This is a genomic window from Acinetobacter junii CIP 64.5, assembly GCF_000368765.1.
GTDB lineage: Bacteria > Pseudomonadota > Gammaproteobacteria > Pseudomonadales > Moraxellaceae > Acinetobacter > Acinetobacter junii.
This window is the reverse complement of the sequence record NZ_KB849655.1, coordinates 1303941-1325877: the sequence shown is the minus strand read 5'-3', so window position 1 is coordinate 1325877 and position 21937 is coordinate 1303941. Positions and strand designations below refer to the sequence as shown.

General features: G+C 39.3%; 21 protein-coding genes and 1 tRNA gene. 15 read left to right on the top strand and 7 right to left on the bottom strand.

Features of this window, described 5'->3' with window-relative positions; all coding sequences use genetic code 11:
• Positions 1–8: 8 nt before the first annotated feature.
• The 13 genes from F948_RS11840 to F948_RS11780 all read left to right on the top strand — a co-directional run bounded on the left by F948_RS11840 (position 9) and on the right by F948_RS11780 (position 12292).
• Positions 9–1325 (top strand): glycosyltransferase family 4 protein, encoded by a 1317-nt coding sequence (locus F948_RS11840; RefSeq protein WP_026057437.1) that lies wholly within the window; start codon positions 9–11, stop codon positions 1323–1325.
• 27 nt (positions 1326–1352) lie between these two features.
• Positions 1353–1904, top strand: a complete 552-nt coding sequence (locus tag F948_RS11835; RefSeq protein WP_004908998.1) for a phosphatase PAP2 family protein — start codon at positions 1353–1355, stop codon at positions 1902–1904.
• Positions 1905–1986: 82 nt separating this feature from the next.
• Positions 1987–2187, top strand: coding sequence for a Fe-S cluster assembly protein IscX (iscX, locus tag F948_RS11830; protein WP_004652532.1), 201 nt, complete (start codon positions 1987–1989; stop codon positions 2185–2187).
• 107 nt (positions 2188–2294) lie between these two features.
• The gene (ndk, locus tag F948_RS11825; RefSeq protein ID WP_004908995.1) at positions 2295–2726 is read left to right on the top strand and encodes a nucleoside-diphosphate kinase; all 432 of its coding nucleotides are present in this window, start codon (positions 2295–2297) and stop codon (positions 2724–2726) included.
• A 121-nt stretch (positions 2727–2847) separates the two neighbouring features.
• On the top strand, positions 2848–4083 hold the full coding sequence (rlmN, locus tag F948_RS11820) for a dual-specificity RNA methyltransferase RlmN (RefSeq protein WP_004950309.1): 1236 nt from the start codon (positions 2848–2850) through the stop codon (positions 4081–4083).
• A 16-nt stretch (positions 4084–4099) separates the two neighbouring features.
• Positions 4100–4900, top strand: a complete 801-nt coding sequence (pilW, locus tag F948_RS11815) for a type IV pilus biogenesis/stability protein PilW (protein WP_004908991.1) — start codon at positions 4100–4102, stop codon at positions 4898–4900.
• On the top strand, positions 4891–5682 hold the full coding sequence (locus F948_RS11810) for a helix-turn-helix domain-containing protein (protein ID WP_004964120.1): 792 nt from the start codon (positions 4891–4893) through the stop codon (positions 5680–5682). The genes pilW and F948_RS11810 overlap by 10 nt, the downstream gene beginning before the upstream one ends.
• A 24-nt stretch (positions 5683–5706) precedes the next feature.
• The gene (gene ispG / locus F948_RS11805) at positions 5707–6822 is read left to right on the top strand and encodes a flavodoxin-dependent (E)-4-hydroxy-3-methylbut-2-enyl-diphosphate synthase (protein WP_004908985.1); all 1116 of its coding nucleotides are present in this window, start codon (positions 5707–5709) and stop codon (positions 6820–6822) included.
• Positions 6819–8111, top strand: a complete 1293-nt coding sequence (hisS, locus tag F948_RS11800; protein WP_004964116.1) for a histidine--tRNA ligase — start codon at positions 6819–6821, stop codon at positions 8109–8111. Before ispG ends, hisS begins: the two co-directional genes overlap by 4 nt.
• 31 nt (positions 8112–8142) lie before the next feature.
• Positions 8143–8841, top strand: coding sequence for a YfgM family protein (locus tag F948_RS11795; protein WP_004964113.1), 699 nt, complete (start codon positions 8143–8145; stop codon positions 8839–8841).
• Positions 8841–9983, top strand: coding sequence for an outer membrane protein assembly factor BamB (gene bamB / locus F948_RS11790; protein ID WP_004908980.1), 1143 nt, complete (start codon positions 8841–8843; stop codon positions 9981–9983). Before F948_RS11795 ends, bamB begins: the two co-directional genes overlap by 1 nt.
• Before the next feature lie 177 nt (positions 9984–10160).
• Positions 10161–11570 carry a ribosome biogenesis GTPase Der gene (gene der / locus F948_RS11785; protein ID WP_004908978.1) on the top strand — a complete coding sequence of 470 codons (1410 nt, stop codon included), beginning with the start codon at positions 10161–10163 and terminating at the stop codon, positions 11568–11570.
• 65 nt (positions 11571–11635) lie between these two features.
• Positions 11636–12292: a 4'-phosphopantetheinyl transferase family protein gene (locus F948_RS11780; RefSeq protein ID WP_004964108.1), complete on the top strand. Its 657-nt coding sequence runs from the start codon at positions 11636–11638 to the stop codon at positions 12290–12292.
• Positions 12293–12370: 78 nt separating this feature from the next.
• Here F948_RS11780 and secF read toward each other — a convergent pair whose 3' ends face one another.
• The 7 genes from secF to queA all read right to left on the bottom strand — a co-directional run bounded on the left by secF (position 12371) and on the right by queA (position 19763).
• Complete coding sequence (gene secF, locus F948_RS11775) at positions 12371–13339, bottom strand: protein translocase subunit SecF (RefSeq protein ID WP_004908975.1); 969 nt, start codon at positions 13337–13339, stop codon at positions 12371–12373.
• 10 nt (positions 13340–13349) lie between these two features.
• Positions 13350–15251 (bottom strand): protein translocase subunit SecD, encoded by a 1902-nt coding sequence (secD, locus tag F948_RS11770; RefSeq protein ID WP_004964104.1) that lies wholly within the window; start codon positions 15249–15251, stop codon positions 13350–13352.
• Between the two features lie 51 nt (positions 15252–15302).
• Positions 15303–15632 (bottom strand): preprotein translocase subunit YajC, encoded by a 330-nt coding sequence (yajC, locus tag F948_RS11765; RefSeq protein ID WP_004908970.1) that lies wholly within the window; start codon positions 15630–15632, stop codon positions 15303–15305.
• Positions 15633–15743: 111 nt separating this feature from the next.
• On the bottom strand, positions 15744–16874 hold the full coding sequence (gene tgt / locus F948_RS11760; RefSeq protein ID WP_004908968.1) for a tRNA guanosine(34) transglycosylase Tgt: 1131 nt from the start codon (positions 16872–16874) through the stop codon (positions 15744–15746).
• 162 nt (positions 16875–17036) lie between these two features.
• The gene (locus tag F948_RS11755; RefSeq protein ID WP_004908965.1) at positions 17037–17606 is read right to left on the bottom strand and encodes a LemA family protein; all 570 of its coding nucleotides are present in this window, start codon (positions 17604–17606) and stop codon (positions 17037–17039) included.
• Positions 17607–17683: 77 nt separating this feature from the next.
• Positions 17684–18712, bottom strand: a complete 1029-nt coding sequence (locus F948_RS11750; RefSeq protein ID WP_004908964.1) for a hypothetical protein — start codon at positions 18710–18712, stop codon at positions 17684–17686.
• 13 nt (positions 18713–18725) lie between these two features.
• Positions 18726–19763: a tRNA preQ1(34) S-adenosylmethionine ribosyltransferase-isomerase QueA gene (gene queA / locus F948_RS11745; protein WP_004908961.1), complete on the bottom strand. Its 1038-nt coding sequence runs from the start codon at positions 19761–19763 to the stop codon at positions 18726–18728.
• Positions 19764–19943: 180 nt separating this feature from the next.
• On the opposite strand from queA, the gene F948_RS11740 reads away from it, so the two are divergent.
• Both F948_RS11740 and F948_RS11735 read left to right on the top strand, forming a co-directional pair.
• A tRNA-Leu gene (locus F948_RS11740) sits at positions 19944–20030 on the top strand.
• Positions 20031–20643: 613 nt separating this feature from the next.
• Positions 20644–21915: a sensor histidine kinase gene (locus F948_RS11735; protein WP_004908952.1), complete on the top strand. Its 1272-nt coding sequence runs from the start codon at positions 20644–20646 to the stop codon at positions 21913–21915.
• Positions 21916–21937: the final 22 nt, after the last annotated feature.

Here is a 21937-nt window from a genome sequence, read left to right as displayed (position 1 = left end):
TTTAAAGCATGAAAATAACGACACAAATGGATGGCGATATGCAAAGTACATACGCGACATCTCTTTTAGAGCAAGAACAGTTTCCTGAAAGCTTTAAGTTTTACTTTAAAAGGAAGCAACTTAAAAACAAACAAGATGAATTGTCTGAACTTCGAGATTTAGTTCGCCCACGTTTAAGAATCGCAATTGTTACTGAAACTTGGCCACCAGAAATTAATGGTGTCGCGATGTCGATGATGCAATTGTGTCAAGGATTACAAAGATTAGGGCATAAAATTTTATTGGTACGCCCGATCCAAAAAGAAGTATGTACAGAATTTCACCCTGATCAAGAGTGCTTAGTGCTGTCACAACCTGTACCCAAATACCCAAGTGTTCAGTTCGGTTGGCCACAATATCTTAAAGTTTCCAAAGCTTTTGAAAAATTCGCGCCAGATGTTGTGCATATCGTGACAGAGGGGCCATTAGGTTTAACAGCCTTACAAGCTGCGAAAAGTAAAAAAATTGCAGTCTCAAGTGGATTTCATTCAGCTTTCCATGATTTTAGTCGTTTTTTTGATTTGGCTTTTTTAGTCAAACCCATCCAGCGATATCTAACATGGTTTCATAACAGTACTGACGTAACCTGTGTCCCTAGCCAATTTACTGAACAAGCATTACGTAGTTTTGGTGTGACATGTCCGTTGGTCGTGGTTGGTCGTGGAGTGGATGTAGAAAAATTTTCACCCAAGCATCGCTCTCAAAAACTACGTCAAAGTTGGGGTGCTGATACAGATACTCGCGTGATGCTATATGTGGGTCGTTTATCTCCAGAAAAAGAAGTAGATGTTCTTATTAAGAGCTTTCATGCATTACAAGCTCATCAAGGTCGCAATATTAAGTTTGTGATCGTTGGAGATGGTCCTGATCGTGTCCGTCTAACAAAATTAGCAAATTCAAAAGATATTATTTTTACTGGCAATTTGAGTGGACATGATCTTGCTGCAGCTTACGCAAGTGCTGATGTTTTTACCTTCGCAAGTCAGGCGGATACCTTTGGAAATGTAGTTTTAGAAGCGATTGCAAGTGGTCTAGCCGTTGTTGCTTATGATTATGTTTGTGCTCATCAGCACGTCAAACATGGTCAGACTGGGTGGCTAACACCTTTGGGAAACACAACTGAATTTGTTGAATTAATCTGTAATTTACCTGCGATAACGCAATTGAGAGCAATGGGACAACTGGCGAGTGAAAGCGTTCAGTCGAATAGCTGGCAGTATCCCGTACAACAATTAGAACAAGCACTGTATCAGGTCGCGAAGGAGTCTCCCATGACCGTGACCTAAGCAATTCTCATTAAGAGGAGAAAAAATATGAAATTTGAAAATGCAAAAATAAAAATGCTCGATCTCGATTTAAAAGGCTGTGTTTACCTTAACCATCTATCACAGTCACAACGTATTGCACTATTTTTTAAAACGATTAGTCGTTTGGGAGATGGACCATTTTGGTATGTCATGTTGTTGTCTGTTTGGACAATGCAGGGTTTGGCATACGGTCTGAATATACTCTATCTCGTTGTGATGGGCTCTATAGGGACACTCATTTATAAATTCTTGAAAAATAAAACGACCCGTCCTCGACCTTATCAAGTACATCAGGTGATTGTACTAGGTGAGCGACCTTTAGATCATTTTAGCTTTCCTTCGGGGCACACTTTGCACGCAGTGATGGTGACAATCACATTAGGTTATATACAACCACTTTTACTCATTCTGATGTTGCCGTTTACCATACTGGTCGCTTTATCTCGTATGGTGCTTGGTCTGCATTATCCGAGTGATGTGATTGTTGGTGCGATCATTGGTGCATCGGTAGCTAGCACCATTATCTTACTCGCGCCAAGTTTTAACGTGATTTTGTGATGTTTTTGATGGTCATCACTATCTCTTAAAACACATCATTTGTTAAAGTACGTTCAATAATCACATTCTATTAGGTTAACTCATGGGTTTACGTTGGACAGATACGATTGATATTGCGATTGAACTCACTGAAGCACATCCAGATGTGGATCCACAATGGATTCGTTTTACTGATTTACATGCATGGGTTTGCGCATTACCAGACTTTAGCGATGATCCGAATAAATCGACAGAAGGTTTGCTTGAAGCCATTCAAATGGCTTGGTTAGACGAAGTTCGTTAAAAATTTATCAGAAATCTCAGAACTTTTAGATATTCAAGCTGATTATTAACGATTACATCGGTATAATGCGGCAAATTTTTTTAGTTTACACATAATAGGAGTCAATCATGGCGATTGAACGTACTTTATCTATCGTAAAACCAGATGCAGTTTCTAAAAACCACATCGGTGACATTTTTGCTCGTTTCGAAAAAGCGGGTTTGAAAATCATTGCGACTAAAATGAAACACCTTTCTCAAGCTGATGCTGAAGGTTTTTATGCAGAGCACAAAGAGCGTGGTTTCTTTGGTGATTTAGTTGCTTTCATGACTTCTGGTCCAGTTGTTGTATCAGTTCTTGAAGGTGAAAATGCAGTTCTTGCTCACCGCGAAATCTTAGGTGCTACAAACCCTAAAGAAGCTGCTCCAGGTACGATTCGTGCTGACTTCGCTGTAAGCATTGATGAAAATGCTGCTCACGGTTCTGACTCAGTAGCTTCTGCTGAGCGTGAAATCGCTTACTTCTTTGCTGATAACGAGATTTGCCCACGCACTCGTTAATCCAAAGTATTCAAGCCAGATAAGTGGTATACTACTTATCTGGTTTTTTGTTTTTTATAGATTGAATTGTGTGGATAATGCACAATATTTTCTAGTGCTGATATCGTTTAGGTAAATATACATGAGTTCTGCAGTGGTCGTTTCATCAGAAAATTTGGATGAAAAACAACAGTCTGTTTCTACATCTGTCGTCCAAGCTGCCGATAAAAAAGTAAATTTACTTGGCATGTCACGTACAGAATTAGAAGCCTTTTTTGAAGAATTAGGTGAAAAGAAGTTTCGCGCTGGTCAAGTGATGAAATGGATTCATCAATATTTTGTTACTGATTTTGCTGAGATGACCAATATCTCGGGCAAACTTCGCGAAAAATTAGAAAAAATTTGTGAAATCAAAGCTCCTGAAGTTGTTCACCGTAATTATTCTAAAGATGGTACTCGTAAATGGGTTTTCCGTGTAGGAGATGGTGAGGGGTCTTTAGTTGAGACTGTACTCATTCCAGCAGAAGACAAAACGGGTGCACGTAAAACACTTTGTATTTCATCTCAAGTTGGATGTGCGCTTGATTGTTCATTCTGTTCAACGGGTAAACAAGGTTTCCAACGTGACTTAACACCTGCTGAAATTATTGGTCAGCTTTGGATGGCAAATTATTCTTATATGGAAGATGTGCCTGTAGCTGAGCGCGAAAGAACTGTAACTAATGTCGTAATGATGGGTATGGGTGAGCCATTACTCAATTATGATGCGGTGTTGAGTTCTATGCAGTTAATGCTAGATGATTTTGCATATGGGATGTCTAAACGTCGTGTAACTTTATCGACCTCGGGTGTAGTACCGAAGATTGACCAACTCGCACAAGATATTGATGTTGCTTTGGCAATTTCTTTACATGCGCCAAATGATGAGTTGCGTAACGAGTTAGTACCAATTAATAAAAAATACCCATTGGCACAGTTAATCGCTGCTTGTCAGCGCTATTTAGCCAAAGATGGTAATGAAAGCGCACGTCGTCATGTCACGATTGAATATGTCATGCTTGAAGGTGTCAATGATCAGCCTGAGCATGCTCAACAATTATTAAAATTATTAAAAAATCTACCAAGTAAAATCAACCTGATTCCATTTAATCCATTTCCGCATGCACCATATGGTCGTTCAAGCAGAAATCGTATTATTGCATTCCAAAAAACTTTGTCTGATGCAGGATTTGTGTGTACGATTCGTCAGACACGTGGTGATGATATTGATGCAGCATGTGGTCAATTGGTTGGGCAAGTTGCAGACCGAACTCGCCGTGCAGAACAATGGAAAAAGAAAGTGGCGCAACGACAAGAAATATTGCGTACACAAGGATAATCTTAGGGGAAAAGCGTTGAATACAACTCGACTAAAAACGATTTTAGCTACTACTGTTGTGTTTACTGTATTAGGTTTGACTGCCTGCCAATCAACAACGTTAAGAAAAGATCCAGAAAAGGCAGTACAAGTCCGAACTCAACTCGCTGCTGAATATATTCGAACACGTGATTTAGATTCAGCGAAACGCTCCCTTGATCAAGCTTTAAAAATTGATCCACGTGATGCTACTGCCAATATGATGATGGGTGTTTTGTTGCAACAAGAAGGCAGCAAACCAAACATGGAGAAAGCAGAAGCTTATTTTAAGCGAGCAATCTCTTCAGAACCCGATAATGCCCAAGCTCGTAATAATTACGGTACATATTTGTATCAAATGCAACGTTATAATGAGGCGATTGAGCAATTTACCGTTGCAGGTGCGACGTTAGGTTACGAACAGCGTTACCAATCGTTGGAAAACTTGGGTCGAATCTATTTAAAACTGGGTGATGTTGCGAATGCTGAAAAATCATTCAAGCAAGCCTTACAAGCAAATCGAAATTCGACAATTTCAATGTTAGAGTTGTCCGAAATTTTCTATTTGCAACAAAATAATAGAGATGCATCGCAACTTTATGAACAATACGTTCGTAATGTCGGGCAGAAAAATCAAGGTGCTCGTGCACTTTGGATCGGTATACGCATTGCTCGAGCGAATGCGGATCAATTAGGAATGCAAGTATTAGTGAATCAAATGCGTGCTTTATTTCCTGATAGTCCAGAATATCAACGTTATTTGCAATTACAGTACAGTACTGAGGCCGTATGGAAATAAATCCAAATTCACATCAGCCAACTGGCTCAACCTCACTTTCGTCTACGTTAGGAAATATTCAACGACCAGGTGAGTATTTGCGTCAAATTCGTATTGCACAAAAGAAAGAACTTGAAGAGATTGCAAACGTTTTGAATATGCCAGTTAAAACGTTAACGGCATTAGAGCAAGATGATTATAAATCATTGCCAGAAGCAACTTTCATCAAAGGTTACTATCGTGCGTATGCCAAATGCTTAAATGCAGATGCCAGTGCGATCATTCAACGCTTTGATGAAATCTACGCAAACGATACCGGCTTAAAAGCAAATCATGCTTTGAATAACTCTCCAATTAAAATTATGGGGAAACTTTCAGGCTCTAAAAGTGTACGTAATCGTAAATGGCTAAAACGTTTATTGATTTTAGTTGCTGTAGTTGTTTTGGGGTGGTTGGCTGTAATGGCTGTACAGAACTGGACCTCAAGTCAAAAAGATGAAGTTGATGTACCAAAAGTGACGAATTCAGATGTCGAAATTCTTCCAATGGGCAATACCGTAACTACATCAGGTGATCAGTTAGTGCTTGGTTTTAGCCGTCCAACATCAGTTCATATTGTTGATGCGACTGGTAAAGTATTGGCAACAGGTCGTCAATCATCTACATTGACACTCAGTGGTGAGTCACCATTCCAAATACGTTTGGATGATGCAACTGCTGTGTCATTGAGTTTAAACCAAGAGCAAATCTCCTTATCTCCATACACCGTTAATGGAAAAGCAGAATTCCGTTTGTCTCGTTAATGCCAATTAGAGTAGAGCTATACGATGATCGTGAACCCAATTAAGCGCCGCCCGACACGAAAAATTCGTGTTGGTTCGGTGTATGTCGGTGGTGATGCGCCGATCAGTGTTCAAAGTATGACAAATACAGAAACTTGTGATGTCGATGCCACAGTTGCACAAATTCAGCGTTGTGTAGATGCTGGTGCCGATATCATGCGTGTTTCAGTGCCATCTATGGAGGCTGCTGAAGCTTTCGGTGCGATTAGAAAACGCGTTTCGGTTCCTTTAGTTGCTGATATTCATTTTGACCATCGTATTGCTTTGGCTGTCGCGGATTATGGGGCAGATTGTCTTCGTATCAATCCAGGTAATATTGGCTCAGATCAAAAAGTGCGTGAAGTCGTTGCCGCTGCAAAACATCATGGCATTTCAATTCGTATCGGGGTGAATGCAGGTTCTTTAGAGAAAGATCTGCAAGTCAAATATGGCGAACCAACGGGTCAGGCATTACTTGAGTCAGCGATGCGTCATATTGATATCTTAGATCGTTTAGACTTTCATGAATTTAAGGTTAGTGTAAAAGCATCGAATGTATTTTTAACTATGGATGCTTACCGTTTATTATCACAACAGATTGATAATCCTCTGCATCTCGGTGTGACTGAGGCAGGCATCTATCGTACTGGAACTGTGAAATCAGCAATTGCACTTGGTGGGTTACTGATGGAAGGCATCGGCGATACCATGCGTATCTCGCTAGCTGCTGAACCAGAAGATGAAATTAAAATTGGTTTTGATATTTTAAAATCATTAGGTTTACGTTCGAATGGCATTAATTTCATTGCGTGTCCAAGTTGTTCACGTCAAGAATTTAATGTTATTCAAGTGATGCAAGCATTGGAAGAGCGTTTGGAAGATATCCGCACACCAATGGATGTGTCTGTGATTGGCTGTAAAGTCAACGGACCAGGGGAAGCTAAAGAAGCTGATATTGGTGTCGTTGGTGCGTCGCCGCGTTCACTTGTTTATCGCAATGGTGAAAAAAGCCATTTGATTGATACAAATCAGTTGGTTGATGAAATCGAGTCGATGGTTCGTCAACGTGTTCAAGAGCTTGAAGAAGCAAAATCTAAAGAAATTATTCGTAGTTCATCATGAGTTCAATTGTCGCTATTAAAGGTTTTAATGACACCCTTCCATCGCAAACTGCGGCATGGAGAAGTCTGGAACAACAACTTGCATCTTTGATGGATGCATACGGTTATCAGCAAATTCGTTTACCTATTGTCGAGCAAACTGGTTTATTTAAGCGCGCGATTGGCGATGCAACGGATATCGTTGAAAAAGAAATGTATACCTTTTTTGATAAAGGTAATCCACCTGAATCATTAACCTTACGTCCTGAAGGTACTGCAGGTTGTGTGCGTGCAATGTTGGAACATAACTTACTTCGTGGGGCAACTCCACGTGTATGGTATGTCGGTCCAATGTTCCGCTATGAAAAACCACAAAAAGGTCGCTATCGTCAGTTCCACCAATTTGGTGTCGAAACTTTTGGTGTGGCGACACCAGATATTGATGCTGAAATCATCCTTATGACGGCGCGTTTGTGGAATCGTATGGGTGTCGTGGATAAAGTTCAACTTGAGTTAAACACTTTAGGCGAAACTGATGAGCGTACAGAATATCGTAATGCATTGGTTGCCTTTCTCAATGAGCATAAAGATGCATTAGATGAGGATTCACAGCGTCGTTTGACTACGAATCCGCTTCGTATCCTAGATTCTAAAATTGAGTCGACACAAAAAATTCTAGAAAATGCACCGAAGCTACATGATTTCTTGAAAGAAGACTCATTAAACCATTTCAACCAATTACAGCAATATTTAACAGATGCTGGCATTCAGTTTGTTATTAATCAAAAGTTAGTACGTGGTTTAGACTACTACAACAAAACTGTATTTGAATGGACAACAACCATGTTGGGTTCACAAGGTACAGTATGTGCTGGTGGTCGTTATGATGGTTTAGTTGGACAACTCAAAGGTAAAGCAGATCAATCGGTTCCTGCAGTCGGCTTTGCGATGGGAATGGAGCGTTTGCTACTTTTACTTGAGCAAGTTGAGCAAGCTAAACCAGTTCGTGATTGCGAAGTGTTCTTGTTGGCTGAGCCTGCTTACCAAGCGAAAGCATTGGTATTGGCTGAACAAGTCCGTGATGAGTTAGAAGCAGTCAACAGTTCGATTCGTTTCAAAACGGGTTCTCAGGGCAGCATGAAGAGCCAAATGAAAAAAGCGGATCAATCTGGCGCGATCTATGCGGTGATTTTAGGTGAGCGTGAGTGGGAATCACAACAACTTCTGGTTAAAGAGCTTGCGACAGGGGAACAATCTCAGGTTGCGGTTACTGAATTGACAGCATTTTTGCTCGAAAAATTTAAACAATAAATTGCACAATATTTAGGAAAAGGACAATCACATGAGCTTAAGTGATGAAGAACAACTCGACAGTTTAAAGTCGTTTGCCAAAAAATATGGTTCTGCCATGATTAGCGGAATTCTCATTGCCTTGATTGCCTTTTTTGGTTGGGAATATTGGCAAAAGAAGAATTTGGCTGAATCACAGAATCAAACAGCTAAAGTCCAAAAGCTCATGGACGAAGCTAAAGCGTTTGCGGGTCAACCCAATGCTTTTGCAACGGTATCAGAAGCTGCTGATAAGATTGTGAAAGATGATGCTGATTCAGTGCAAGCAATTCAGACGCAATTCATTTTGGCTAAGCTAGCATACGAAAAACAAGATTATGCTGCAGCTGAAAAAGCATTAAAGAAAGTCGAAAACTCAAAAGTTAAAGATGCGGGTTTAATGCAAATTGTGAAAATACGTTTAGCTGATTCTCAATTGGCTCAGAAAAAATATGATGAGGCTCTAAAAACCTTATCTAATGTTTCTGAACCTGCTTTTAAAGCAACAGTAGATGAGTTGCGTGGCGATATTTATGTTGCTAAAAAAGATGTTGAATCTGCACGTAAGGCGTATCAAAGTGCATGGAATAATGTACTTGAACGTAAGCAAGAACGTCAGCTTTTACAAATTAAACTCGAAAGTGTTGGCGTTTTAGTAGATGATCCTGATTTTGAACGCCCAATCTTAGATACTAAAGTGGATGAGTCTTAATGCAGAATATACTAAAACTCCCTTTGGCAATTGCAGTTGCTTCAGCCTTATTGGTTGGATGTTCGAGCAACAAAGTTAAAGAAGCAAAACCGAATCCTTTGCCAAAAATACAGCAACAACAAAGTCTTAACCTTGTATTTTCGCAAAGTGTTTCTTCAACGAATGCTGCTGAAGCATTACGTTTGCAATTGGACACAGATAACGGTGTGATTTTTGCGATTGATCCAGACGGTCAGGTTTCTGCTTATAAAGGTAAAGATCGACTTTGGAAAAGTAAAATTACCAAACAAGAGCTAACTGCTGGCGTGGAAGCTGCTGAAGGCATTGTGATTATCGGCAACCGAAAAGGTCAATTATTTGCTCTTGATCAAATGACTGGCGAACAAAAATGGACAGCACAATTGTCTGGTGCCATTTTATCTCCATCATTAATCCAATCAGGGCGTGTGATTACGATTGCAAATGACGGTACTGTTTTTGCTCATGATGCAGTTACAGGGCAGCAAGTTTGGGCCTATAAATTACCAAATGTTCAATTCAGTTTACGTGGTCAACCAGCACCAGTGGCATTAGATGAGCGAACAGTTTTAGTCGCTTCTGCAAATGCTTATGTTTATGGCTTGGATGTAATTAGTGGAGTCCCACGTTTCCAACGCCGTGTTGCAATTAGTGAAGGGCGCTCAGACATCCAGCGTTTAATCGACATTGTTGGTGATCCTGTTGTTGCTGGTCAATATTTGGTTACAACAAGCTTCCAAGGTCAAGTCACTGTCACTGACTTAGCGACACAACGTGTGGTGTGGAGCGAGGATGCAAGTAGTACTAATCGTCCTGAAGTCGCAGAAGATAAAGTTTTCATCTCAACTGTTGATGGCAAATTAAATGCTTACAATTTAGCGACAGGTGAGTTGGTTTGGCAAAATGAAGAATTACTGAATCGCCAACTGAGTAACCCAGTTGTACTTGGTCAAAACCTTGTGGTTGGTGATCTAGATGGTGTTTTGCATTTGATTGATCCAGCGTCGGGTAAACTAGTTGGGCGTGCAAAAACCAGCGGTGAAGTGCAGTCCTTACGTGTCATCAATGACCAACTTTATGTGGCAACACGAAAAGGTGCATTAAGCATTTGGCAGAATCGTTAATTTTTCCTACGCTTGTGTTAAAATGTTTAATTAGCAGTTGCTAATAAAAGAATGATCGGGGTATTTGTGTATACAAAACCCCGAATTTTTATTGTGATTTTTTAAATCACCAAAATCTTCCATACTGTTTCTAGAATGCTGTCATCAACGATGGCTCGTCTGAATTAAGGTTAATTTATGAAACCCGTTATTGCGCTCATTGGTCGTCCAAACGTCGGAAAATCAACGCTATTTAACCAAATCACAAAAAGCCGTGATGCTTTGGTTGCTGACTTCGCTGGTTTAACTCGTGACCGCAAATATGGTGACGCGGTTTATCAAAACAAATCCTTTATTGTGGTTGATACAGGTGGTATCGGTGAAAATGAGGGTGGTATTGACTCTTACATGGCGGAGCAGTCAAAAACTGCGATCCATGAAGCTGATATTATTATCTTTGTAGTTGATGCACGTGCTGGACTTTTAGCATCAGATGAGCAAATTGCCCGTGAACTACGTACATTGGGTAAAAAAGTTTACTTAGTTGCTAACAAAGTTGATGGTGTACATGCTGAAGCAGCCCTTGTTGAGTTTTATAAGCTCGGTATGGGTGAGCCGATGCAAGTTGCTGCGAGTCATGGTCGTGGTGTTCAGCAAATGCTTGAAGAGGTATTAGCTGAAGTACCTGAAGATGAGAATCCAGAAGAGCATAATAAAAATACAGGTTTACGTTTAGCCATTATTGGTCGTCCTAACGTTGGTAAATCAACATTGGTCAACCGCTTACTTGGTGAAGAACGTGTAGTTGCATTTGACCAACCAGGTACGACACGTGACTCGATTTATATCCCATTTGAACGAGATGGTCGTCAATATACGTTGATTGATACTGCAGGGGTGCGTCGTAAAGGTAAGGTTGATGAAATGATTGAGAAATTCTCAATCGTAAAGACTTTGCAAGCGATGAAAGATGCACATGTAGTTGTCGTTGTAGTTGATGCTCGTGAAGGGATCGTTGAACAAGATTTACATTTGATTGGTTATGCGCTTGAAGCGGGTCGTGCGATGGTGATTGCCATCAATAAATGGGACAACATGACCGAGTACGACCGTAAGCAATGTAAACTCGATGTTGAACGTCGTTTCGATTTTATTCCTTGGGCAAAGATTCATTTGATCTCGGCTCTACATGGTACAGGTGTGGGCGAATTATACCCATCTATTCATCGTGCCTATGAATCTTCAAATCTGAAAGTATCACCAGCAAAATTAACGCAAATTCTAAATGATGCGACTGAAGCACATCAGCCGCCTTCAATTGGTGGTCGTCGTATCAAAATGCGTTATGCGCATATGGGTGGACAAAATCCACCAACGATTGTGATTCACGGGAATAAAGTGGATAAGACACCTGCGGATTACCGTCGCTATTTAGAAAACGTGTTTCGTAAGGTTTATAAACTGGAAGGCACCCCTGTAAAAATCGATTTTAAAACTTCTGAAAATCCATTCGAAGGGCGTAAGTCTCAAGTGGATGAGCGCGTTGCAGCACGTAAGCGTCGTTATATTCAGAAATTCAAAAAGGCTGAAAAGAAATTTAAGCGATAATTTTTTGAGTGTCATCAAAACCCAAATTTTAATTTGGGTTTTTTTTATCAATAAGGACATGATCGATGAGTCAGCGTAAGATTGAATTACATATTCAAACGCTAGATAACATTTTAGATTTACAGCAAAGCGATTTTTCTGATTTTCGCTCATTTAATGACTATAAAAAACAACAGATCAAGCAGTTTCGTAATCAATTACTATCACAACATCTCGAATGTGATGTTGCTGATTTAGATTTTGCCAAACACGAGCATGGTAAACCTTATTTAACTTCTCATATGCTCAACTTTAACCATTCACATAGCAAAGAAAGTTATGTGTTAGGACTAAGTGATCAAATTGGGGATATTGGTGTTGATCTCGAGGAATTGGAACGCAAAGTGCGTTTTGATGCTTTTGCTAAACATGCTTTTCATCCCAAAGAATATGAAATTTGGCAACAGTTGGATGAAGATAGGGAGTACTGGTTTAAAGTTTGGACGACCAAAGAAGCTGTTTTAAAAGCTTCAGGTCTGGGTATCCGTTTGGATCTGAATACTCTGAATACAAATGTACATCCAGAACAGCAGGGAGGGATGTGTTCACATCCTTTAATTGGAACATTTGGTTATCAGAACTTTTCGTTGAATCAAAAAATTATATTGACTATAGCTTGGCGAGCTGAACTCTCTTGTAGAGGTTTCCAGTTTCCTGATATTCAGGTAATTCAACATGACTAAATACTAATTTAAAAATGATCACCCACAAAAAATGCCAGTGATAACACTGGCATTTTTAATCTGTATTTGTGGAAAACCTTAAGGAATATGATCTTCTTCAAATTCAGGTTTAACTTGAACAATAAAATCTTGACGGTTAAGACCACGCCATAATGCAAATGCTGTTCCGATATAAATCGATGAATAGGTACCAACGAATACACCGACAAACATGGCTACAGAGAATAAATGCAGACCATCACCACCAACAAACATCATTGCTAGAACTACAAGTAACAATGTCATTGAGGTATGAATGGTACGACGTAAAGTTTCTGTTAATGCAATATCTACAATTTCACGTGGTGTCGCACCGCGAATCTTACGGAAATTTTCACGAATACGGTCTGAGACAACGATGTTATCGTTAAGTGAGAAACCCATTACCGCAAGAATCGCTGCAAGTACACTTAGATCAAATTGCCATTGGAATAATGCAAATGTACCGATAATGATGATGATATCGTGGAATAACGATAATACAGCACCCATCGCAAGTTTGAACTCAAAGCGAATCGTCACGTAGATCAACATCAGAATCATCGCAAGCGCTAATGCACCCGCAGAGCGAATGTATAGCTCATTACCGACTTGACCGCCTACAGCATCAACTTTATGTACTTCAGCAGCATTGTTTGGTAACTGCACTGCTTTAGTAATCGTTTCACTTAGGTCTGCTACGTTTAAATCTTCTTGTACTGGCATACGTACAATTAGGTCAGTATTACTTCCTAAAGTTTGTACAACAGCATCTTTAAATCCAGCACGATCTAATGCTTGTGAAACTTGAGCAGGTTGAACTGCCTGAGCATAATTCAACTCAGCTGATACACCGCCTGTAAAGTCTAAACCGAGGTTTAGACCTTTCGTCGCAATAAAAAAGATACTTACGATGGTCAGCAAGATTGAGAAGATTGCAGCAGGTTTTGCTATCTTCATAAATGGGATGATTTTTGCATCATCAGGACGACCGTATTGTTTTGAGTCTTGTTGAGTCAGATCAGTCATATGAATCTCCTTAAATGCTCAACTTAGTCAAATTACGGCGTTTGCCATAAATGAGTTGTACAATCGCACGTGTTACTGTAATTGCAGTAAACATTGAACATACGATACCAATCATAAGCGTCACAGCGAAGCCTTTGATCGGACCTGTACCGATAGCGAATAAGATAAATGCAACAATAAACGTCGTTAAGTTCGAGTCAAAAATAGTGTTATAGGCTCGATCATAACCCGCAACAATGGCTTGTTTTGGAGAGGCACCCCACAGCATTTCTTCTCGTATTCGTTCACAGATCAGAACGTTTGCATCGACAGCCATACCGATACCAATCACGATACCTGCAATACCAGGAAGGGTAAGGGAAGCACCTAACCAAGACATAACAGTAAGAATCATCGCAAGGTTAAATACCAGAGCGAAATTCGCAATTACACCAAACAAGCGGAAGAATACCACCATCCAGATTGCAACAAGAATGAAACCAATCTGAGTAGATAACACACCTGCATCAATATTTTCTTGACCGAGGCTAGGACCAACCACACGTTCTTCCACGAAGTACATTGGCGCAGCCAAGGCACCTGCACGAAGCATCAACGCCAGTTCAGCCGCCTCCTGTGGAGAGTCAAGCCCCGTGATACGGAACTGTGAACCCAAAACGGCCTGAATAGTTGCGGCATTGATCACAACAGATTCAGTATACGGTGTGCGGACTTCTGTTTGAGTACCTGTAGCTGGATCAGTGACATAGCTAATTTTTTGTTTATTTTCAATAAACAATACAGCCATACGTTTGCCAACAGCATTACGTGTTGCATCTGCCATGAGCTTACCGCCAGCAGTGTCTAACGTAATATTAACTTCTGCACCACCAGAGTCTTGGCTAAAACCAGAACTTGCATTTTGAACGCGTTCACCTGTCAAAATACGGTTACGATTTAACAGAAGCTGTCGGCCACTATCCAGTGATTCATAGGCAAATAATTCCGTGCCTGGAGGAAGCGGCTGACCATTATATTTTCCTGTATATGGGTCAATATATTGATCATTACTATCAGCAACCAAACGGAATTCTAAGTTTGCTGTACGACCTAAGACACGTTTTGCTTCAGCAGTATCTTGAACGCCAGGTAACTCAACCACGATACGGTTGCTACCCTGAGTTTGTACCAATGCTTCAGCAACACCTAACTCGTTAATACGATTACGTAGGGTCGTTAAGTTTTGATTCACCGCGTAAGATTGAATTTCTTGACGACGAACATCTGTATAGTTGAGTTTTAGTAAAGCACCATCTGTACTTGCTAGTGCTTGCTGTGTGAACTCATTGCCATTTCGACGTAAGAAATCTGCTGCTGCATCACGGTCAGTTGTATTGGCAAACTGAACAGTAATGGTATTGTTATTCAGTGCTAAATTATTAAATTTGATTTTGTTGTCACGAAATTGACGACGCAGATCAGTTGCCGATGTTTCCATACGTTGGCTAATCGCTTTATCCATGTCGACTTCGAGCAAGAAGTGTACACCACCGCGTAAGTCCAAACCGAGTTTCATCGGTTTTGCACCAATCTTTTGCAACCATTCAGGTGTGGTTGGCGCAAGGTTAAGTGCAACCACGTAGTCTTCACCTAAATCACGACGTAGCACTTCTTTTGCTTTTAATTGAGCTTCTGAAGTGTCTAAACGTAATAATGCCGCATTGTTGGTGAAACTATTATCATGGCTACTGATGTTGGCAGCTTTCAGAATCTGCTCAGCTTTTTGCACAACCGTTTGATCAATTTGTGTACCTGCTTTTGCACCAGAAATTTGGACAGCAGGTTCATCAGGATACAGACTTGGAAGTGCATATAACGTACTGATCACGAGAACGACGAGAATCAGTAAATATTTCCATGCAGGGTAACGCATTCGTTTTCTTCTTAAATGAAAAAGTCGTGCTGAGGCACGACTATTTTATGATTAAAGGTTATTTAGTGTGCCTTCAGGTAATACTGAAATGACACTTGCACGTTGGATTTTTACTTCTACGCCACGGCTTAACTCAACAACAGCGAAGTCACCATCAAGCTTCGTGATTTTCCCCATTAAACCACCAGCAAAAACGATTTCACTTCCCACACCTAAGCTTTCGATCAAAGAACGGTGTTCTTTCGCACGTTTAGCTTGAGGTCTCCAGATCAAGAAATAGAAGATTGCAATAAAAACAGCAATCATCAATAAGTTTGCCATTAAGCTTGGGCCTTGAGCTGCTGCAGGAGCAGCGTGAGCGGTAGAAATGAAAAAGCTCATTTTAATTTCCTAATAAAAGATAAAGCGAAAAATTACGATTAAATTCCAATTCGTTTTGCAATGTACCTTGTCTTGCGTTTAGGCGCAAATCTTGATGCATTTACTTATACATTAATCTTCAGGGCAGGGTGGAACCTCTAAACCACGACGGGCATAAAAGTCCTGAACATACTCGTCAAACGTACCATTATCTAAAGCATCACGCATGCCTTGAGTAAGGCGTTGGTAATAACGTAAGTTATGAATCGTACCGAGCATCGATGCCAACATCTCACCGCACTTCTCTAAATGATATAAATAGGCACGAGTAAAGTTTTTACAAGTGTAACAGTCGCAATGAGGGTCTAAAGGTCCTTTATCATGACGATATTTGCTATTACGAATTCTTACCAGACCATCAGTGACAAAATAATGACCATTACGTGCATTACGGGTAGGCATTACGCAGTCAAACATATCAACACCGCGACGAACCGCTTCAACGATATCTTCTGGCTTACCTACACCCATCAAATAGCGAGGTTTATCCTGAGGCATTTTGTTTGGTAAATAATCAAGAACTTTGATCATTTCCTCTTTAGGTTCACCTACAGAGAGACCTCCAATCGCATAACCATCGAAACCGACTTCGAGTAAGCCTGCAAGAGATTCATCACGCAAATCCTCGTACATACCACCTTGAATGATGCCGAATAATGCATTTTTATTCTTAAGTTCATCGTGGTGGTGGGTTTTACAACGTTTTGCCCAACGTAAAGAAAGCTGTAATGATTTCTGAGCTTCTTCATGTGTTGCTGGATAAGGTGTGCATTCGTCAAAAATCATCACGATGTCTGAATTTAAGACGTGCTGAATTTCCATCGAAATTTCAGGAGATAAGAAAACTTTTGAACCGTCAATTGGAGAGCGGAAAGTCACGCCTTCCTCTTTGATTTTACGCATTGCACCCAAGCTAAATACTTGGAAACCACCAGAGTCAGTCAAAATTGGTTTATCCCATTGAATAAACTCGTGCAGACCGCCGTGCTCTTTAATCACTTCTAAGCCAGGGCGTAAATATAAATGGAAGGTGTTACCCAAAATAATTTGTGCTTGAATCTCTTCAATATCACGAGGCAACATGCCTTTTACAGTACCGTAAGTACCAACGGGCATAAATACAGGTGTCTCAACAACACCATGTTCTAAAGTGAGTCGACCACGACGGGCGCGCCCCGACTGACCTAATTTTTCAAATTGCATGACACCAATCCATCAAGGCGAAAAAACAGTTCGCTGATCAAAAACGGCTATTTTCCTTGATTATGGTGTGTAGTTCTACTACTAAATGTAGCTATAGAGAAAAAATAAAAAAGCCATTTCAAGATAAAGCTGAAATTGGCTTTTAAATGTTTAAATTTACTTTTAAAAATTTGGTCTATAGTCAAAATTATCAGTCGCTAAATTATCTTTGAAAGGACGAATTTCTTTCTTGGATAATGTCATTGTATTGATCAAATTATTTGGGAAAATCTGGATGTGATTGTTGAATAACTCAACATTACGGTTAAAGATCGTAATAGCAGCACCGACATTTTCATTTTGCTCCTGAATATCATCCATCATTTTGCTGTACAGCGTATCTGCTTTCAGCTCAGGATAATTTTCAACAACAACGTTGAGGCTGCGAATGAGTTCTTTGCTCATTTTTTCGATGCTTTGTAGTTGAGAAATATCAGTATCATTAACATTTAAATTAAGGATTTGCTGACGAAGCTCAGTTACTTTTTCTAATGTTGATTTTTCAAACTCAGTGTAACGGCTCAAGGTCGTTTCTAAAGATTCAAGCGTTTTAACTTTTTGACGTTCAAAATTAGCCACTTCTGACCACGCACGTTTGGTCGCATTAAAGTAGCGTACAATCGTATTGCGAATATGAATGCCCCATACAATCAAAAGAACAAAAATCCCCAAGAAAATAATTAAACCAGTCATGATTACCTCGTTATTGTTGCCTTAATGGAACAGCGTATATTCCATTTATCTTTGTTCTAAAAAGATTTATCGGCTATTTATTGAATTAAATTAAGCATCAATTGTTGGAAACGCTGATATTCAGGCATCGTCATGGTTCGTAAATGACCTCTCAATGCTGGTATATCGTGGATTGCATCATGTTTACTCGTGATTCGGAAAAGATCTTGTTCACCGAGATAACATAAAATCTGTTCTTCATGATGATAAATTAAATCACCTGAAAAATGTTCAAAAAAATCATGTAACTTGAGTGTCAAACTTGGGCTAATACTTTTTGCAAGTTGATGCTGATCTAGACCAAAAATATTGAGTTTCTGATTAATTAAAATATCACTGCTTTGCCATGAGCGAGTATACGGTTCAAAAAAACGAGAGCGCTGATCACTAATAGCAATGCCCAAATTCGGCATTTGAAAAACAAAAGCACCCCATAAATCTTTATGGATTTCTTTGACGATTTTTTTATCGCTATTGCCATCTTGCAAAATTGGCATTTCAGTTACGTAATGGTATTTAAAAATCAGGACTTGATGTTTAGTCGTTCCATCGTCCCAAACGGTAGAAGCATAATGTGTAATTTCATTTGATTCAGTTCCACGATTAAACAGTGGGAAAGATTGCTTCAATTTACTTATTACAAGTAATGGTTGCGCCTGAATCGGAAGATAAGCAGGGAGTTGTTGGAAGTTCAAACCATAACGAAGTTGAATTATTCTTTGTTCTAAATATTCAATCACTTGTTCAAGTGGTTGTTTTGACTCATAAAGTAGATAAGCAAGAAAACCTGTCAAAAAAGCACCCAAAAAACTCCAAATAAATTGTAGATGGGGGTGTAGAAAATATCCAAAGATTAAAGTACTTAGACTAATTGTTGCCAATAAATAAGGCAAAATATTAAAAAAACGTAGGCTGTGATCTTCACGCCACGGATGCAAGGCATCTAGTAATGCTTGATCCGTGTGTGATGATTGTCCCGCATCCCACAGCCGAGCGATATTGCGAAAAACTTGAGCATTTTTTTTACGTCTTATATGTAATGCTTGTTGTACTGTATCGATCGGCATAAGCGTATTTAAATCAAACGATTAATTTGTCTATTAGCATAGCATCACCGTAGCTAAAGAAACGATAACGTTCTTTAACTGCATGCTCATAAGCCGACAAAATGTTGTCTCGATTTGATAACGCAGAAACAAGCATTAAAAGTGTTGATTCGGGCAAATGGAAGTTGGTAATCAAACGATCGACGATACAGAATTGGTAGCCTGGATAAATGAAAATCTGAGTATCACCTGTCCATGCAGCAATTTTGCCATCATTTGCTTGAGCTGCACTTTCCAAGGCACGAGTTGCTGTCGTACCGACTGCAATCACTTTATTACCACGTGCTTTGGTTTCTAAAATAAGATCAATCGTTGATTGTGGAACATCACACCATTCACTGTGCATAATGTGATTGGTAATGTCAGTTGTACGGACTGGCATAAATGTGCCTGCACCGACATGCAAAGTCACAAATGTTTTTTGCACACCTTTTGCTGCTAATTTTTCTAATAAATCTTGGTCAAAGTGCAAACTTGCTGTTGGAGCAGCAACGCTAGCAATTTTTTCAGGATCGTGGAAAACCGTTTGATATCGTTCTGTATCAATTTCTTCTGCTTCACGATTGAAATAAGGGGGGATAGGGAGCTGACCGTATTGATCAAGTATCGATAAAATCGGTTGTGAAAACTCAACCACAAACAGGTTTTCATGGCGACCTTGTACCGTAACTGGAACTGAATCTTCACCGATATAAAGTTCTGCACCAGCTTTAGGTGAATTACTTGATTTAATATGACAGTGAGCTGTGTGTGTGTCCAGCATACGTTCAACAAGAACTTCAATTGCCCCACCAGTTGCACGTTTACCTTTCAAGCGAGCCTTCATGACTTTGGTATCATTTAATACGAGCAAATCACCCTCGTTTAATAAATCCAAAATATCAGTAAAGCTATGATCATGGTAATGACCTTGATCATCGATATGAAGTAAACGCGAAGCGCTACGGCTTTCTAGAGGATAGCGAGCTATAAGTTCATCAGGAAGATCAAATGAAAAGTCTGAAAGTTGCATACATCTAAAACATTGCAGAAATTGTGCGTAGTATAGTCTTTTTTGTATTTTTGCGCTGAGCTGCTGATAACTACCTAAGAAAAATAACTGAATGATTTAAAAGTGAACAATAAGTTAAAGATGGGGTTTGACAATAAAATCAAACAGGTTATCATACGCAACACAAAGCATCGCACTCTTCCCGAGGTGGTGAAATTGGTAGACGCGGCGGACTCAAAATCCGCTGTCAGAGATGACGTGTCGGTTCGAGTCCGACCCTCGGGACCAAGATTCAAAGACCCCAAGCTGGTATTAAAGGCTTGGGGTTTTTTAATGCCGAAACATTTTTAATTTAAAATTTTATTCCGACAATAAATATAAAAGAGTATTGAGTGTTAGATTTAATTATAAAAGTATGACAAATTCTTTTAACGATCTTGCAGCTCTTTGTTCGGTTAGATAAAGCAAAAAGATTTACTTATAGATGGAAATTCTATTGAGAGCAGTGAGCAGCGATAACTGATTATATCGACAATTATTATGAATAAGACAAAGAGAAGATTGTAAAGGATTGTGCTGCTCAGGCTTTAGTGTGTTCTGAAAAGGTAAGCCATCTTGAAGTTAATTAGTTCATTAAAGAATACCCATAAAGTCTTTTTACTATGATCAGATGCGATAATAGAAATATATGATGATTTAAACATTCAACATGTAGCTAAAAATAAATCTTCGATTCATAATTCAATACGTTTAAATTTAATGAAATTTCACGTTTTGTTGCGAATTGATCTAATCAAGAATTGCCTTTTATGTTAAAGTTTGTTAATAGTAGTGATAGTTTTCACATTTTTTCTTATTAAAACGTAAATAACCGAATAACGATAATATCCGAGAGGCAAGCATGGCTATTCAATTACTAGAATTACAGCAAGCCGACAAGTTAAGTGCTTGTAAAATTTCTCTTTCTTTGGGTCTCACTTCAGAGCAAAATTTGCTTGAACAGTTCTTACAATTCAATAAAACATTAATGCAAGTCGGTAAAGCTTTACTTATTTTTCATCAAGAGCCTTATTTTTGGCATCACTGTTCAGAAAAGTTGACTGCAATTGACGCTACAAAAGTCACGAAAAGTTTGAATACTCTATTTGTAAATAATGATTTTATTGATGAAGCTCATCCACATTATTCAAATTTACTTTCGTTTGTACATGCGTTGAAATCTAAAGCACAATCCCTTGTCGCTGTTCATCTGAGGCATCCAGATCAGACCTCTTTAGGTTATCTAATTTTGTTTGATGAAGCTGTCCGAGATTTTAGTGCAGTTCAAAAACAACTTTTACAAGACCATTGTAAAAGCTTTATGCAAAAACTTGAATTGAAACTCAATCACGATGAACTCAAAGAATTATACGAACAAGAGTCCGCATTAAATTTTAGCAAGACAAAATTCTTTTCTATTATTTCCCATGATTTACGCGCTCCCTTCCATGGTTTATTGGGTTTTTCAGAGATTTTGGCTAAAGAGCGCGATACATTGGATGAATCTAGTATCCAAAACATCGCTGACTATCTCTATGAGACGTTACAGTCGACTTACAACCTGTTGGAAAGTTTGTTGAATTGGGCAATGGCTGAAGGTGGGCGTTTTGTATATCACCCAATAAATTTTAAATTAAGACAAATTACCGATATCGTGACAGATATTTTAAAAACCTTAGCGTTGAAGAAAAATATCCAATTGATCAATGAAGTAGATGAGAGTCTTAAAATCTATGCAGATATGAATATGGTGACTTCTTTGATCCAAAACCTTGTTTCAAATGCATTGAAATTTACGGATACGGATGGCGCAGGAAAAGTTTATATTCAAGCCCAACCTCAGGGCGAATTCGTGGAAATACGAGTGAAAGATTCTGGTTTGGGAATGACAGAAGAACAGATACAGAATTTATTTCAACCACGTATGACGGTGAGTTTAAAGGGCACAGCTGGTGAAAAAGGTGCGGGTTTAGGGCTTTCTTTGTGTAAGCGTTTTGTTGAGCTGAACCATGGTGAAATCAGTGTGACATCTCAAGAAGGTGAGGGCACCGTCTTTAAAGTTCGCTTACCTGCTGAACGCCAAAATGCTGAATTATCTACCGAACAACATAAATCGAAAGCGAAATTAGTCTAAAGTGATTTTAAAGATAACGATG

Coding starts and splice junctions, on each gene's coding strand:
- tgt (WP_004908968.1), bottom strand. CDS start 16,874: ATGCAATTTGAAAAATTAGGTCAGTCGGGGCGCGCCCGTCGTGGTCGA.
- der (WP_004908978.1), top strand. CDS start 10,161: ATGAAACCCGTTATTGCGCTCATTGGTCGTCCAAACGTCGGAAAATCA.
- queA (WP_004908961.1), bottom strand. CDS start 19,763: ATGCAACTTTCAGACTTTTCATTTGATCTTCCTGATGAACTTATAGCT.
- secF (WP_004908975.1), bottom strand. CDS start 13,339: ATGACTGATCTGACTCAACAAGACTCAAAACAATACGGTCGTCCTGAT.
- F948_RS11755 (WP_004908965.1), bottom strand. CDS start 17,606: ATGACTGGTTTAATTATTTTCTTGGGGATTTTTGTTCTTTTGATTGTA.
- F948_RS11840 (WP_026057437.1), top strand. CDS start 9: ATGAAAATAACGACACAAATGGATGGCGATATGCAAAGTACATACGCG.
- ndk (WP_004908995.1), top strand. CDS start 2,295: ATGGCGATTGAACGTACTTTATCTATCGTAAAACCAGATGCAGTTTCT.
- F948_RS11780 (WP_004964108.1), top strand. CDS start 11,636: ATGAGTCAGCGTAAGATTGAATTACATATTCAAACGCTAGATAACATT.
- iscX (WP_004652532.1), top strand. CDS start 1,987: ATGGGTTTACGTTGGACAGATACGATTGATATTGCGATTGAACTCACT.
- yajC (WP_004908970.1), bottom strand. CDS start 15,632: ATGAGCTTTTTCATTTCTACCGCTCACGCTGCTCCTGCAGCAGCTCAA.
- F948_RS11735 (WP_004908952.1), top strand. CDS start 20,644: ATGGCTATTCAATTACTAGAATTACAGCAAGCCGACAAGTTAAGTGCT.
- F948_RS11835 (WP_004908998.1), top strand. CDS start 1,353: ATGAAATTTGAAAATGCAAAAATAAAAATGCTCGATCTCGATTTAAAA.
- bamB (WP_004908980.1), top strand. CDS start 8,841: ATGCAGAATATACTAAAACTCCCTTTGGCAATTGCAGTTGCTTCAGCC.
- rlmN (WP_004950309.1), top strand. CDS start 2,848: ATGAGTTCTGCAGTGGTCGTTTCATCAGAAAATTTGGATGAAAAACAA.
- F948_RS11795 (WP_004964113.1), top strand. CDS start 8,143: ATGAGCTTAAGTGATGAAGAACAACTCGACAGTTTAAAGTCGTTTGCC.
- secD (WP_004964104.1), bottom strand. CDS start 15,251: ATGCGTTACCCTGCATGGAAATATTTACTGATTCTCGTCGTTCTCGTG.
- F948_RS11750 (WP_004908964.1), bottom strand. CDS start 18,712: ATGCCGATCGATACAGTACAACAAGCATTACATATAAGACGTAAAAAA.
- F948_RS11810 (WP_004964120.1), top strand. CDS start 4,891: ATGGAAATAAATCCAAATTCACATCAGCCAACTGGCTCAACCTCACTT.
- hisS (WP_004964116.1), top strand. CDS start 6,819: ATGAGTTCAATTGTCGCTATTAAAGGTTTTAATGACACCCTTCCATCG.
- ispG (WP_004908985.1), top strand. CDS start 5,707: ATGATCGTGAACCCAATTAAGCGCCGCCCGACACGAAAAATTCGTGTT.